The following is a 13,838-nucleotide window of genomic DNA, read 5'->3' as shown; positions in this document are numbered from 1 at the left end:
CGGGTGGGCATACCGCCCCGATGCGCCTGTTTTCCGTAGCGCTCGCCGTCGTGGGCGTCGTCGTCGGCGTCGTGCTGCCCGCCGCAGGCTTGGGGCTGATCCCGCTGCTCGTCGGTGCCGCGTGCCTCGCGGCCGCGGGCGTGATCGCGCGGCGCGGCCGACTCATCGCCGCGGCGGGGATCGCGGCGGCGCTCGCGCTGCTGCTCGCCCCGCTGGTCGTCGACCACATCCGCAACCGTCAGGGGATCGCGTGGGCGGTGCCGGAGGGCGAGGGGATCGTGCTGGCGGAGGCCGGCTACGCCGTCACGCGCGACGATGGCGGGCACGTGCTCACCGGGCGCGACCTCGCCACGGGGAAGCAGCGCTGGCGGGTGCGGCTGGCCGAGACGCCGAACGAGTCCTCGCAGTTCGGCGTCCAGCGCGTCGGCGGCGTGCTGATCGTGCACGATCGCGGCGGCCGGCTCTCCGGCGTGGACCTCGCCACGGGCAAGCAACGCTGGCGCGACCCGCGCGGCGACTCGGGCATCCCGGCGGTCGCGTCGTCCGACGTGTTCGCGCTCGAGCGCTGCGACGACGGCGACTGTGTCGTGGAGGCGCACGCGGTGCCCGACGGGACGCTGCGCTGGCGCGCGGACGCGGCGCGTTCCTCGGAGCCCTGGCTGGGCGCCCCGAGGACACAGGCGGGGACGACCGGGGCGCTGTGGCCGGCGAGCATCGTGGTCCTGCGCAGCGGGAAGCGGGGCGAGCACTACGAGGTGCGGGCATTGGAGGACGGTCGGGTGCTCGAGCGCGGCGAAGACGCGACGGCGGTGACGGGCTCGACGGTCGTGCACTCGGAGTTCGGCGGCGACCTGTGGGCCACCGACGCGTTCACGGGCCGTGAGCTGTGGCGCCGCGACGGCGACGGCGACCATGCGGTGCGCAGCGCGGAAGGGCTGTTGACCACGGTCGGGCTGCCGGACGGCAGCGTGCTGCTCACGCGCACCGTGTACCGGCTCCCGTTGCTGGTCTCGGGCGACCGGCTGCGCACCGTCGACCCGCGCACCGGCAAGCTGACCGAGACCCCGCGACGGCTGCAAGGAGCGGTCGACGTGGTGGATCCGCCGCCCGCGGCGGTGACCGCCGAGACGGCACGCGACGGTGTCCCTGCGCGGACTCCGGTCGTGGTCAAGACCGTCGACGGCGACGCGCTGCAGGCCGACGGACGCGTCTACGACACCGGTGACCTGGAGGTCTTCTCGGCCGCGGCCACCGCGGCCCAGGTCGGCTGGGAGAGCGACCAGCCGGCGTTCGGCCGCGGCGATCGCGACGGCGCCGAGGTCCACGACCGCCGCACCGGCAAACGGCTCGTGCGCTTCACCGGCGAGCACGTCGACATCCGGAGCGTCGGTGAGCGACTCGTGATCTCCACGGGCGACGAGGACCATCGCCGCGACTACGTCGTCGGAACCTAAAGGGGTCAGGCCCCTTTAGGTTCCGACTGTGGATCAGCCGACGACCACGCGGATGGTCTTGGACGCCGTCGCGCCGTCCGCGTCGCCGTGGTTGTGCAGGAACCAGCGGCCGTCCCAATAGGCGGGCCAGCGGCGCGAGTCGTCGCTCGAGCCCACGTCGTAGCGGTAGAGCGGGCCGTCCACGATCGTCGCGCCGTTGGCGGTCGCGTACGGGCACAGCTGGCGCGGTGTGGCGCCATAGTTCGGGGCGCCGTCCGCGCCCCGCTCGCGCGGGAACTCGGGGCAGCCGTTGCCCAGGTTGCCGCGGCTGTACCAGACGTTGGACCCGCGGGCCTTGCCGGCGTCCATGCCGGTGCCGGTCTGGTGCGGGAGCACGGTCAGGCCTTGCCCTGTGCGTGCGCGGGCATCGGCGCCGCCGCGAGGGCAGCGGTGAGCAACGTCGCGGCGAGCACGCCGCGACCGAAGCGCGTGGACATGTGTGCCTCCCTTGTGCGGCCGGAAGGTCAGATGAGGCGGGGCGTGCCCTTTTCACGCCGCGGATCCGGCCAAGATCTTTCGCTGCCTCTGCCTACAAAAGTCGAAACCGGCCTTGCTAATGAGCACCGCGTTAGGGTGCGCGCACGGACCTAACGTCGCGCACCGTTGACAGATTCAGCGGCGGCCGGCGAGCCGTTCGCGCGCGGAGGCGATCGCGGCGAGGCCCTCGTCGAGGGCCCGGTCGGCGGCGGTGGTGGCGCCCTTGGCGTTGTACTCGTTGGCGCGGGCGTAGGCCTCGACGGCGCGGTCGTAGTCGGCCTTGGCGGCGGGGTTCGGATCGCCGAGGGTGACGTCGAGCTCGAGCGCGCGGATGCTGTCGCCGAGCCGGACGAACTCGTCGTTCTGTTCGATGTGGCCGACCTCGGACACGCCGTCCTCCCCGCCCTCGCCGCGGGCTCGTCTGCGGCTGATGACCAGCGCCGCGCCGCCGCCGACCACGACGAGCAGCAGCACGACGGCGATCAGCGCCCCGGCACCGCTCCCGCCCGCGCCCGCGTCGTCTTGCGCCTTGCCGGCCGCGTCGATGAACTGCTCCAGGGTCGCTTGGAGGTCGTTCGGGTGGGCGCTGCGCGCGGTCTGGCCCGCGGCGGCGGCGTTGAAGCCATCGCCGAGGGTGCGGAAGTCGTTGCCGACCGCCAGCGCGTAGGTGCCCTTGCGCCCGGTCGCCTGGCGCAGCGCGATCAGCGTCCGGCCCGCGCTGCCGGTCTGATCGCTCGCCGGCAGCACCGCGATGTACAGCGGCGCGGCGCCCGCGGACTTGATCCGCGCCCGCAGCGCGTCGGCGTCGACCTGGTCGGCCAGCTCCGCGCTCGGGTCGACGTAGACCGGGTCGCCGGCGAGCGCGTCGGCCGCGCTCTTGACGTCGGCGCGCGCGGGAGCGGCGAGCGCGAGCAGGGCGAAGAGCAGGACGGCGAGCGCGCGCATCGTCAGCCTTCCAAGACCCCGCGCAGGCGCTCGAGGTCGGCGGTCAGCTTCTGCTCGAGGCGGCCTTGGACGACCGGGATCAGCATCCGCCCGGTCAGCCCGCTCGCCTTGGCCTCGAGCGTCTGCGTGAGCCGGGTGCCGACGCCATTGGCCTCGAGCACGTAGGCGCTGGTCACCTTCACGCCGTTGGTCTCGAAGCGCGTCTCGGCGCCGCGCGGCGGGTCGTAGCGGACGATCTCCATCGTCACCCGCAGGCCGCCGGCCAGGTTCAGGCTCTGGCGCACCTGGGCGCCCTGACCGAGCTGGCCTTCGACCGAGTAGCTCTGCAGGTCGCTGGTCCATTGCGGGACCTTGTCCTCTTCGAGCAGCCACGGGAAGACGGCCTCAGGCGGCTGGGAGAGCTCAACTGAATGAGAGAAGGAGGGCACGAGGCCCCAGGCTACCCGCCCGCGGGGCTCGGGCCACGCGCGGGGCGCAGTGGAACCACCTCGGCGGGTGCGCCGGGCTCCTCGCCGCGCAGCATCGCGACCTCGCGCTCCAGCGCCGCGATCCGGGTCGCCATCTGCTTCAAGGCATCCGCGATCGGGTCGGGCAGGTGCACCCAGTCGGCGTCCGGGCCCTCCGGCTTGCGGCCTTCGATCCGCACCGGATGTCCCGGATTGCCGACCACGGTCGAGTTCGGCGGAACCTCGTGGATGACGACCGTGTTGGCGCCGATCTTGGCGCCGTGGCCGATCGTGATCGGACCCAGCAGCTTCGCGCCCGAGCCGATCGTGACGTTGTCCTGCACCGTGGGATGGCGCTTGCCGGTCTCGAAGCCGGTGCCGCCGAGCGTCACGCCCTGGTACATCGTCACGTTGGCGCCGATCTCGGCCGTCTCCCCGATCACGACGCCCATCCCGTGGTCGATGAACAGCCCGTCGCCGATCAGCGCGCGCGGGTGGATCTCGATCCCGGTCAGCGCGCGCGAGACGTAGGAGATCGCGCGCGGGAGGAACGGGACGTTCGCGGCGTCCAACGCGTGCGCGACGCGGTAGGCGAGCAGCGCGTGCAGGCCGGGGTAGGCGGTGAGGATGCCGAACGTCGAGACGCCTTCGGCGGCGGGATCGCGCTCGCGCACCGAGGCGATGTCCAGCCGCAGCTTGCGCAGTGTGCTCGTCACTCGCCGCAGTCCGGGCAATCGGGATTGCGTGTCACGGTGACACGCGTCGTCTCCATCGTCGCCAGGTCGACGTTGAGGAAGGCATCGACCAGCGGCGGTTGCGCGCCGGTCAGGAACTTGAGCGCCTCGAGCGCCTGCAGCGAGCCGATCACCCCCGCGACGGGGCCCGTGATGCCCGCCTGCGCGCAGGTCAGCGAGCCCTCAGGCGCGGTCGGGAACGCGCAGCGATAGCAGGCGGTGCGCTTGGGGACGATCGTCATCACCAGACCGGCCCACCCCACCGCGCCGCCCTCGACCAGGTCGATGCCGAGGTCGCAGCAGGCCTTGTTGATCGCGTAGCGGGTGGCGAACGTGTCACTGCAGTCGACGACCAGGTCCTGACCCTCGATCAGCCCGGCGGCGTTGGTCTCGTCGACCCGCATCCGGTAGGACTCGACGACGATGTCGGGGTTCAGGAACCGGAGCTTGGCGGCGGCGGACTCGGCCTTCGGCTCGCCGACGTCGGGCGTGAAGTGCAGCGGCTGGCGGTGCAGGTTGGAGATCTCGACGTCGTCGTCGTCGACGATGCCGAGCCGCCCGACGCCCGCGCCCGCCAGGTACAGCGCAACCGGCGAGCCGAGCGCCCCGGCGCCGACCACGAGCACGCTCGCGTCACGCAGCGCGATCTGCGACAGCTCCGTCCACTCGGGCAGGAGCAGCTGGCGGCTGTAGCGCTCCATCTCGCCCTCGTTGAGCAGCGGCGGCTTGGGCTTCGGTGCCTTGGGCTCGTCGGGAATGGCGGCCCGCGCCGCGGCGGCGGCCAGCTCGCGGAACAGGCCGCGTCGTGAGGAACCCGAGCTCATGAGCGGGTGATTCGGATGGTGTCGCCGCGGAGTTCGACGGTGTGGCCGGCCTCGCGAGCCGAGGCCGGGACGTTCGTCATCGCCTCGCCGGGCGGAAGCCTGACGTCAAGCGTTTGACCGGATTCGAGACGTTCGAGCTCCAGCTTGGTGCGCACCCATGTCATCGGGCAGCGGAGGGCGCTGACGTCGAGTGAGTGGACCATCTCGGGTACGGTAGCGGCCGGCATGAGGCGCCCTTGTTACCTGATCTTGCACGGCTATCAAGGTTCCGGCCCCGGGCACTGGCAGACCTGGCTGGCCGGACGACTGCGCAGCGGTGACGCCGCGGTCCACTACCCCGATCTTCCCGACGCCGACCACCCGCAGCTGCGGGCCTGGCTGGACGCGCTCGACGCGGAGCTGGGGGCGATCGGCGAGCCACCGATCGTCATCTGCCACTCGCTCGCCTGCATCCTCTGGCTGCACCACGTCGCCGCCGGGGGCCACCCGGCCGAGCGGGTGCTGCTGGTCGCGCCGCCGTCGCTGGCGGGCGTCCCGGAGGAGCTCGCCGGGTTCTTCCCGGTGCCGCGGGTCGAGCTGCTCGGCAACGCGCGGCTGGTCTGCTCCGACAACGACCCGTACTGCCCGGAGGGCGCGGCGAACCTCTACAGCGGGCCGACGGACGTGCTTCCCGGCCAGGGCCACATCAACCCGGACGCCGGCTACGGAGCGTGGCCGGCGGTCGAGAGCTGGGCGCGCGAAGACGCCGTGCCGCTCACGGGGCGATAGCCAGCACCAGCTCGCGGATCGCGCCGGGGTACCGGTAGGTCAGGCGGGCGTGGGTGCCCTCGAAGAGCTCGATCGTGTGGGGGACGTGGAGCTTGTCGAGCTCGGCCGCGAAGGCCTGCGCGCCGAGGTCGAGGAAGTACTCGTCGCTCTTGCCCGCGTCGAGGTAGATGCGGCGCATCGAGCGCAGCGCGTCGGCGTGGGCGGGCGCCAGCCGCACCGGGTCCCACGCGAGCCACTGCTGCCAGACATCCTCGACCAGCCGGCCGTGGGCGTCGAACGGCAGCAGCGCCTTGCCCGGGTTCAGCGGATCAGGCGAGTAACAGGCGGCGTAGCCGTAGGCCTCGATCAGGTCCATCCACTCGTTCCTGGGCGGATCGGTGGAGCGCGCGGCGGCGAAGAAGACGTCCCAGTCGCCGTCGAAGTGATCGCGCAACGCTCTCGCCACGCGCGGGAACTCAGGGACGTAGCACGCCTCGAAGAGCGCGTCGCCGGCGTGGCTGGCGAGCGCGCCGAAGACGTCGGGGCGCAGCATCGGCACGACCATCGCGCCGTAGCCGCCGCTGGACTTGCCCGTCAGGCCGCGGTGGTCGCGGTCGGCGAGCGTCGGGTACGTGGTGTCGATGAACTCGACCACCTCGTCGGTGAGGTAGTCCATGTAGCGGCCGGTGCCCGTCGAGTTGATGAACTGCGAGCCGCCGTAGGACGTCCAGGCATCGACGAAGACGACGATCGCGTCGGGGCAGCCGCCGCCGGTGAACATCGCGTCCACGCGCTCGATCATCGTCGGCTCGAACGGCTGGCGCATGAACCACATGTCGAGCTGCCCGGTGAAGCCCTGGATCACGTAGACGCTCGGCAGCGCCTTCGGGTGGTCGTGCTCGACGCCGGGCGGGCGGTAGACGTACAGCGGCCGGCGGCTCGGGTCACCCAGCGGGTTCCCCGCGAGCGCCTCCGACTCGATCACCAGGCGGTCGAGCGTGCCGTGCAGCGGCCGTTCCCACGGCGCCCCGGCGGGTCCTTCCACCTCGCGGATCATGCTGAAACCGGCGTCGGTTCCGGGGCGAAGAACGGCGTGGAGACGTAGCGCTCGCCCGAGTCGGGCAGGATCACGGCGATCCGCTTGCCCTTCGCCTCGGGCCGGGCGGCGATCTCCAACGCCGCGTGCAGCGCCGCGCCGCACGAGATCCCGCACAGCACGCCTTCACGGCGCGCGGCGAGGCGGGCGGCCTCGATCGCGTCCTCGTCGTCGACCGCGATGATCTCGTCGAGCAGGTCGCGCTGGAGCACGGGCGGGATGAACCCCGCGCCGATCCCCTGGATCTTGTGCGGGCCGGGCCGCCTCCCCGACAGGACCGCCGACGTCGCCGGCTCGACCGCGACGACCTGGATGTCCTTGTTCTGCTCCTTCAGGAACGAGCCGGCGCCGGTGATCGTCCCGCCGGTCCCGACGCCCGCCACGAGGTAGTCGACGTCGCCGTCGAGCGCCTCCCACAGCTCCGGGCCGGTCGTGCGGCGATGGACCTCCGGGTTGGCCGGGTTCGAGAACTGGTCGGGCAGGAAGACGTCGTTCTCACGGGCCATCGCACGCGCCGCGGCGACCGCCTCGTTCATCCCACCCATCGACTCGGTGATGTGCACCTGCGCGCCGTACAGGCGCAGCAGCCCCTCGCGCTCGCGGCTCATGCCCTGCGGGAGCGTGAGGATCAGCTCGTAGCCCTTGGCCGCGCACACGAAGGCGAGCGCGATGCCGGTGTTGCCGCTCGTCGCCTCGACGACCGTGGTGCGGCCCGGCTCGATCCGGCCCTCCTTCTCCGCGGCCTCGATCATCGCCACGCCGATCCGGTCCTTGACCGACCCGCCGGGGTTGAACATCTCGAGCTTGCCGAAGACCTCGGCGCCGCCTTCGGGCGCGAGGCGGGCGAACTGGACCATCGGCGTGCGGCCGACGTGGTCGGCAATGTTGATCGGGATGGAGCCCATTGGATGACCTAGTCTGGCAGCGCTTTCTGGTAGTCGTCGACGCGCCACGCCTGCCGCATCCCCACCCGCTCGTAGAGCTTGACCGCGTTCGGGTTGTCGGAGGCGACATTCAGGCGGACCTGGCGCTGGCCGGCGGCCGCGCTCGCGGCGAACACCGCGCACAGCAGCCGCGTGCCGACCCCCCGGCCCTGCGCGTCCGGATGCACGGCCAACAGCGGGATGTAGATCGTGTCGTGTTCCCACCGGCGCGCGAGCGCGAAGCCGATGGGCGCGTCGCGCTCGACGGCCACGCGGGTGAGCGCATGGTCGACGTCGTGGCCGTGGAACTCGCTGCGCATCCACGCGTCCAGTGTCTTGGGCTCGTACGTGTCGTCGCGGGCGAAGGCCAGATTGGCGATCGCGTGCAGCCGCTCCCCGTCGGCGGGTTGCGCGGCGCGCAGACCGTGCTCGTCGGCGGTCTCCCCCGGGACGGTGTCGCGTTCCATCCGCCAGAAGCTGCGGACCTTGGTGTAGCCGTGGGCCTCGAGCAGCGCGCGGCTCGCGTGGCCGCGGTCCCCCACGCCCTGGCGGATCTTCGTGGCGCCGCGTCGGGTCGCGCGCGCGTGCGCCCAAGTGAGGATCGCGGTGCCGAAGCCCTCGCCGTTGCGGGTCGGGTCGACCTGGCCGAACAGGTCGCCGCCGCGGAAGTGGGCCGCCCCGACGATCGTGCCCTCGTCGTCCTCGACGATCAGGGTGTCCTCGGCCAGGTCGAGCTCACCCCACTCGTCCCGGAGGTCGCCGAGGCTGTAGTCCACCTCGCCGACCTCCTCGACGTCGCCCGCGATGAAGAGCTCCGTCGCCGCCCGGGCGTCCTCGTGGGTGGCGGCGCGCAGGCGCATCTACGCGGTGATGTCCCGTTCGCGCATCAGCGCGATGCCGGCGATCAGGAAGACCAGGACGTACCCCGCGAACAGCAGACCGCCTGGCACCTGGCCGAGCATGTCGCCGCTGTCGGAGTCGACGCCGAACAGCGCGCCCGACACGCCGCCGAGACCGTACTTGGCGAGCTGGTCGCCGAACTTCGGGATGATCTGGAGCAGGTTCTCGAGCACGAAGATGTAGACCAGCGAACCGACGATCGCGCCCACCTGGTTGCGCACGAGCGCGCCGAGCCCGACGCCGAGCGCGCCCCACAGCCCGACCGCGAGCGTCGCGCCGATGACCTTCGACCCGACGTCCCCGGACGTGTCGAGGTCGCGCGCGGAGCCGATCCCCTTCACGATCCCGACCACCAGCACGACCGTCACCAGCCCGAGCGCGAGACAGATCAGCAGCGTCGCCACGAGCTTTGCGAGCGTGAGCTTCACCCGGTCCGGCGTGACCAGCAGGCTCGGCGTGATCGTTCCGTGGCGGAACTCGCTGGTGACGGCCAGGATGCCGAGCACCAGCGCGAACGGCTGGACGAACCCGGCCACGTTGAGCATGTCCTCCAGCGGCTTGTCGGACGGGCTGAAGTTCACGAGCGCGGTGACCAGGATCACGATCACCAGCACCAGGCCCAGCGAGGCGCCGACGAGCCCATAGAACGTGCGCGTCGTGCGCAGCTTGAAGATCTCCGCGGCGATCATGACGGTCCTCCGGTCGATCCGGTGAGCTCGAGATAGACCTCTTCGAGGCTGGACCCGACCGGCGTCAGCTCCGCGATCACGAGTTGGTGCTCGGCGACCACGCGGCCGATCTGCTCCCCCGTTCGGTCGCGGACGAGGATCTCGGCGCTGTCGCCGGTGACGTCCGCGCCCTGCTGGAAGAGGATGTCGCCGAGCTTGCGCACGTCCGGGCCGGCGACCTTCATCCCGCCGCCGCTGCGCGACATGAGCTCATTGAGCGGCGCCTGCGCGATCGACTTGCCGTGGTTGATCACCACCACGTCATCCGCGGTCTGCGAGACCTCGGCGAGCACGTGGCTGGAGACGAGGATCGCCCGTCCCTCTTTGGCGAGGGTCCTCAGGAAGTCCCGCAGCCACCGGATCCCCTGCGGGTCCAGGCCGTTGGCCGGTTCGTCGAGGATCAGCACCTTCGGGTCGCCCAACAGCGCCGCCGCCAGGCCGAGCCGCTGGCGCATGCCGAGCGAGTACCCACCCGCCCGTCGGTTGGCCGCGTCGGAGAGCGCCACGAGTTGCAGCAGTTCGTCCACCCGCTGGTCGGGGACCTTTGCCGCGCGTGCGAGCGCGCGCAGGTGGTTCCGGCCGCTGCGCCCCGGATGCAGCATCCCGCCGTCCAGCACCGCGCCCACCGTGTGCACCGGGTCGCTGAGCTCGACGTAGTTCGTCCCCTGCACCGTCGCGCTGCCCGCCGTCGGATTCACCAGCCCGAGCAGCATCCGCAGGGTCGTCGTCTTCCCCGCTCCGTTCGGTCCGAGAAATCCGACCACTCGGCCCTCGTCTGCCGTGAACGACAGATTGTCCACGGCCAGCACCTCTCCGAACCGTTTCGTCAGCCCAGAGACCTCGATCGCGTGCGCCATTGCCCTGATGTGTAGCGGATCGTCACACCAATCCGACTCCGCCTATACGGTCCCCCGGTACCCGAATCGGAGGGAAGGGACTATGAAGCTGCACGGGGTCAAAGCGGGCGTGAGCATCGCACTGGTCGGCATGCTCGCGGGCGGCGGAGGGGCCTACGCCGCGGGCCAGATCACCAGCGCGCAGATCAAGGACGGCACGATCACGTCCAAGGACATCAAGGCCGGCACGATCTCCACCGCCAACCTGTCCGCCTCGGCGCGGAATGGGATGACCGGGCCCGCCGGCCCCGCGGGCGCCACCGGCCCGGCCGGCCCCGCCGGCCCGAAGGGCGACCCGGGCACGAACGTCCTCGGCTCCCCCGGTGCGGGGGCCAAGGGCGACAAGGGCGATCCGGGCGAACAGGGTCCCAAGGGCGACACGGGCGCGGCAGGCGCTGCGGGTGCGAAGGGCGACAAGGGCGATCCGGGTGCGAAGGGCGACAAGGGTGACCCGGGCGTCCAGGGGCCGAAGGGCGACCCGGGAGCAGGCGGCGTCGCGAACGTCACTCGCGTCGTGGGCGACGTCGTGCCGAACGGCTCCTCGGACGACGAGTGGCTCGCCGACGCCGAGGCCGTGTGCCCGGACGGCCAGACCGTCGTCTCAGGTGGCTTCTTCCAGAACGTCGTCTCTCTCGGCGAGGTCTACTACAACGCCCCGGATCAGGAGAACGGCGCGTGGCTCGTCTCAGGCGTCAACTGGGCGGACCCGGACAACCCCGAGCTCGCCGACGGCTCGCTGCTGGCGATCGCCTACTGCGTTCCCTCCCCCGACGCGCCTAAGGCGCCGTACGCCGAACGCCTCGCCAACGCCAAGCGCAAGCTCGCCGCGATCTCCAAGCAGGCCGACAAGCGCCGGTAGACGCCTCTAATCGATGCCGACAGCGGTGACGCCGGTGACGCGGTTCGATGCGTCGAATCGGACGACAAGGGTCGGCATGGCAGAGAGGAAGTTGCCGAACAGGCTCGCGTCGACGGTGCCGAGGTCGTAGATCCAGTCGTCGATCCCGCGATCGTCGTCGGCGGCGCCGAGCAGGGCCTTCACCTGGGCCTGCGAGCGGCCGTCGAGGATCTGCGGGCACTCGACGAGCGGGGTCGCCGGCCAGTGTGGGCGGCGGCGAGTTCGACCCGCGTCGAGCACGGCGCGACGATATCCGCACTTCACGACGGCGGCGCGCTGACCGGTTCGGCGGGGGTGGACAGGAAAACCGTCCTCTGGGTGAGGTTTTCCTTGCCACCCCCCACCGCTGGCGGAGTTCTCAGCAGTGGATCTCGTGGATCGTGACGCCGTGACGACGCAAGCGCCGCTTGGCGCGGAAGCCGTGCCGGCACATCGGCTTGGTGTAGAGGGTCACGTCCGCCACCGGACTCATTGGTAGCGCATCCGAAGAGCGAGTCGACAGTCCGCCGCCGGGCAGCGGGCAGGGGACCGGCGCCGGCCGCCGCGCGGGGGCGGCGGCCGGCGCGCACGCTCACGGGTTCGTCGTCGAGAGGGTGAAGGTCAGGGTCTTGCTGTAGGTGCCGGTGCGGAGCGGGTCGCCCGAGTTGATGAGCTGGCTGAACTGCAGCGTCACCGCGTCGTTGGACACGGGGCCGCTGTAGGTGAGGAGGTTCAGCGGCGACGCGCTGGAGCCGACGTTGTTGTACGCGGTGCCGGTGTTCGCGGCGTTGCGGGCGCGGGCCTGCAGCGGCTGTGGCAGGGAGAACGTGCCGTTGACGAGGTGGCCGGTGGCGTTTGTGCTGGGGTCGGCGACGGAGAGCGTGGCGTCGCCCGCCGTCGAGGTGACGGTGGCGCTCGTCGAGGCCTCGTAGGTCTTCGTGACACCCGGCGTGAACGGCCCGAAGCTCGCGGGCACGCCGAGGGCGAGGCTGAGCGTCGCCGGGACCGTGCCGCTGACGCCGCCGTCGACGGGCGTGCTGTCGCCGTTGACGCCGTGCTGGTCGAACACGTTGGCGAGGCTGTTGACCTGCGCGTCGCGCGTCGCCACGGCGTCGAGCCCGAAGCGCTGCTCGATCGTCGTCAGGATCGAGGTCGTGTCATAGCTCGTGTGGTCGACCACGAAGTCACCGCGCAGCTGGGGCGCGACGACGAGCGCGGGGATGCGCGTTCCCGGCCCCCACTGGTCGTGCGGGCCCGGCGCGCCGCCCTGCCCGGGCGGCGGGACGTGATCCCACTGCCCGCCGAACTCGTCGTAGGTGACGATGACCATCGTGTCCTTGGCGCAGGCGCTGCCGTTGATCGCCTTGAGCAGGCTGACCAGGTGGTCGCCGCCCTGCGTGACGCTGGCATAGCCCGGATGCTCGTTCTCGGCGCCCTGGGGCTTGATGAAGCTGACGGGCTTCAGCGCACAGCTCGTCCGGGAGCCGTTCGCGGCGGCGATGAACTCCTGCTCGTCGCGCAGGTGCGCGGTGCGCGCGGCGGTCCCGGGCGCGAAGCTGGCGAAGTAGTTGAACGGCTGGTGGTGGTACTGGAACAGCTTGCCCGGGCAGTTGGGGAAGACGGCGCCGGTGGCGGTGTCCGGGTCGGTGCAGGTCGTGCCGGTGCCGTTCGTCCAGCCGGGGCCGCCGACGTCGCCGTTGGCGTTCGACCAGCCGCCCGAGTACCACGCCCAGTCGACGCCCTTGGCGCTCAGGCGGTCGCCGATCGTCGGCGTCGTCTGCGGCGGTAGCCGCCGGGCCGGCGCCGTCCCCGGCGCGTAGGGCTGATACGGCGGCTGCGTCGTGTTGACGGCGAAGTCACCGCACGTGTAGGCCGGCTGCAGCGGGGCGCGGTTGGCGGGTGGGGCGCAGGACTGCGTCAGCGCGCGATCGCCGTTGACCGTCGAGGTGTACAGCGGCGTGCTGGTCGGCATCCCGCTGGCGTCCAGCACGGAGTGCAGGTCGTCGGCGCTGCCGTCGTTGAGCGCGTTCGGCCACCCGGGCGTGCGCGCCGCGATCAGCCACTGATGGTTGAGGAACGAGCCGCCGAACGCCGACTGGAAGAACATGTCGGCGATCGCGTAGCGCGGATGGCCCGCGGCGTGCAGATAGGTGTAGATGGGAAGTTTCTGGGTGTCGTAGTAGCCCATCGTGAGCCCGACGGCGTCGCTGGCGGTGACGTAGCGGTCCTGCTTGCCGTTGTCGAGCTGGTACGGCTCCTGGTAGTAGCGGTGGACCAGGTCGCGCGTGCACCCGCCCGGCAGGCCGGTGCCGTTCAGGACGCCATTGGGCGCGAAGACGCCCGGTGCCGGACAGGTCGTCGCGGTCGCGCCGATGAAGCTGTCGATCGCGAACGGCGCGTTCGTGAAGTGGCTCGCGAACGACGTGCCGGTGGTCGTGTCCGTGCACGTCTGGGACTGCGGCGGCACGGCGAGATTGACATCGTTCTGCAGCAGGCACGTGTACGGCGTCCCGGCCTGGTTGACCTGGACGGTGTGGGCCGCATCCGCCGCGCCGCGACCGCGCACAGCCTCCCAGCCGCCGTAGAGGTTGTCGAAGCTGTGGTTCTCCTGGTAGATCACCACGACGTGGTTGACCTGCGCCAACCGGTCCGCTCCCGGACCGTCGGCCGCCGACGCGACCGCCGCCATCCCGGCTCCCAGCGCCGCCGCAGCAGCGAGCACGCCCAACGAACGTGTGCCGAACACTCCTAC

General features: G+C 71.6%; 17 protein-coding genes. 3 read left to right on the top strand and 14 right to left on the bottom strand.

All coding sequences use genetic code 11. The annotated features are described in order from the left end of the window. The first annotated feature begins 20 nt into the window (after positions 1-20). Positions 21-1,454, top strand: coding sequence for an outer membrane protein assembly factor BamB family protein (locus G569_RS0142565; protein ID WP_028067922.1), 1,434 nt, complete (start codon positions 21-23; stop codon positions 1,452-1,454). A 33-nt stretch (positions 1,455-1,487) separates the two neighbouring features. Here G569_RS0142565 and G569_RS0142560 read toward each other — a convergent pair whose 3' ends face one another. The 6 genes from G569_RS0142560 to G569_RS56400 all read right to left on the bottom strand — a co-directional run bounded on the left by G569_RS0142560 (position 1,488) and on the right by G569_RS56400 (position 5,122). Beyond that, the gene (locus G569_RS0142560) at positions 1,488-1,829 is read right to left on the bottom strand and encodes a hypothetical protein (RefSeq protein WP_028067921.1); all 342 of its coding nucleotides are present in this window, start codon (positions 1,827-1,829) and stop codon (positions 1,488-1,490) included. Between the two features lie 276 nt (positions 1,830-2,105). After that, entirely contained in the window at positions 2,106-2,915 is an 810-nt protein-coding gene (locus G569_RS0142550; protein ID WP_028067920.1) for a hypothetical protein, read from the bottom strand. A 2-nt stretch (positions 2,916-2,917) separates the two neighbouring features. Next, positions 2,918-3,343 (bottom strand): SRPBCC family protein, encoded by a 426-nt coding sequence (locus G569_RS0142545; protein ID WP_028067919.1) that lies wholly within the window; start codon positions 3,341-3,343, stop codon positions 2,918-2,920. 11 nt (positions 3,344-3,354) lie between these two features. Continuing rightward, entirely contained in the window at positions 3,355-4,077 is a 723-nt protein-coding gene (cysE, locus tag G569_RS56405; protein WP_037503079.1) for a serine O-acetyltransferase, read from the bottom strand. Continuing rightward, positions 4,074-4,919 (bottom strand): HesA/MoeB/ThiF family protein, encoded by an 846-nt coding sequence (locus G569_RS0142535; RefSeq protein ID WP_084286323.1) that lies wholly within the window; start codon positions 4,917-4,919, stop codon positions 4,074-4,076. Before G569_RS0142535 ends, cysE begins: the two co-directional genes overlap by 4 nt. Further along, entirely contained in the window at positions 4,916-5,122 is a 207-nt protein-coding gene (locus G569_RS56400) for a sulfurtransferase TusA family protein (RefSeq protein ID WP_169542377.1), read from the bottom strand. The genes G569_RS0142535 and G569_RS56400 overlap by 4 nt, the downstream gene beginning before the upstream one ends. Positions 5,123-5,144: 22 nt before the next feature. Between G569_RS56400 and G569_RS0142525 the strand changes: the two genes are divergently transcribed. Further along, positions 5,145-5,687 carry an RBBP9/YdeN family alpha/beta hydrolase gene (locus tag G569_RS0142525; protein ID WP_028067917.1) on the top strand — a complete coding sequence of 181 codons (543 nt, stop codon included), beginning with the start codon at positions 5,145-5,147 and terminating at the stop codon, positions 5,685-5,687. Here the strand turns inward: G569_RS0142525 and G569_RS0142520 are convergent. The 5 genes from G569_RS0142520 to G569_RS0142500 are packed head-to-tail and all read right to left on the bottom strand — an operon-like array spanning position 5,674 to position 10,170. Then, the gene (locus tag G569_RS0142520) at positions 5,674-6,711 is read right to left on the bottom strand and encodes an alpha/beta hydrolase (RefSeq protein WP_211233241.1); all 1,038 of its coding nucleotides are present in this window, start codon (positions 6,709-6,711) and stop codon (positions 5,674-5,676) included. The two genes, G569_RS0142525 and G569_RS0142520, sit on opposite strands and share 14 nt — an antisense overlap. Before the next feature lie 8 nt (positions 6,712-6,719). Beyond that, positions 6,720-7,667 (bottom strand): cysteine synthase A, encoded by a 948-nt coding sequence (gene cysK, locus G569_RS0142515; protein WP_028067915.1) that lies wholly within the window; start codon positions 7,665-7,667, stop codon positions 6,720-6,722. 8 nt (positions 7,668-7,675) lie between these two features. After that, entirely contained in the window at positions 7,676-8,545 is an 870-nt protein-coding gene (locus G569_RS0142510) for a GNAT family N-acetyltransferase (RefSeq protein ID WP_028067914.1), read from the bottom strand. After that, the gene (locus tag G569_RS0142505; protein WP_028067913.1) at positions 8,546-9,274 is read right to left on the bottom strand and encodes an ABC transporter permease; all 729 of its coding nucleotides are present in this window, start codon (positions 9,272-9,274) and stop codon (positions 8,546-8,548) included. Next, a complete protein-coding gene (locus tag G569_RS0142500; protein ID WP_028067912.1) occupies positions 9,271-10,170 on the bottom strand; it encodes an ABC transporter ATP-binding protein in 900 nt (299 codons plus the stop codon). Before G569_RS0142500 ends, G569_RS0142505 begins: the two co-directional genes overlap by 4 nt. A gap of 82 nt (positions 10,171-10,252) precedes the next feature. Between G569_RS0142500 and G569_RS65060 the strand changes: the two genes are divergently transcribed. Next, on the top strand, positions 10,253-11,068 hold the full coding sequence (locus tag G569_RS65060) for a collagen-like domain-containing protein (protein ID WP_053227821.1): 816 nt from the start codon (positions 10,253-10,255) through the stop codon (positions 11,066-11,068). 6 nt (positions 11,069-11,074) lie between these two features. On the opposite strand, the gene G569_RS0142490 is transcribed toward G569_RS65060, so the two are convergent. The 3 genes from G569_RS0142490 to acpA form a co-directional block, all read right to left on the bottom strand. Then, positions 11,075-11,347 (bottom strand): hypothetical protein, encoded by a 273-nt coding sequence (locus G569_RS0142490; protein WP_028067911.1) that lies wholly within the window; start codon positions 11,345-11,347, stop codon positions 11,075-11,077. Between the two features lie 118 nt (positions 11,348-11,465). Continuing rightward, entirely contained in the window at positions 11,466-11,579 is a 114-nt protein-coding gene (locus G569_RS65830; RefSeq protein ID WP_157592696.1) for a glutaredoxin domain-containing protein, read from the bottom strand. A gap of 99 nt (positions 11,580-11,678) precedes the next feature. Further along, positions 11,679-13,808, bottom strand: a complete 2,130-nt coding sequence (gene acpA, locus G569_RS56390; RefSeq protein ID WP_211233240.1) for an acid phosphatase — start codon at positions 13,806-13,808, stop codon at positions 11,679-11,681. Positions 13,809-13,838: the final 30 nt, after the last annotated feature.

It is taken from the genome of Solirubrobacter soli DSM 22325 (assembly GCF_000423665.1).
GTDB classification, from domain to species: Bacteria; Actinomycetota; Thermoleophilia; order Solirubrobacterales; family Solirubrobacteraceae; genus Solirubrobacter; species Solirubrobacter soli.
Note: the sequence above shows the minus strand (reverse complement) of the source record. Positions and strands in the feature narration are given on the sequence as shown.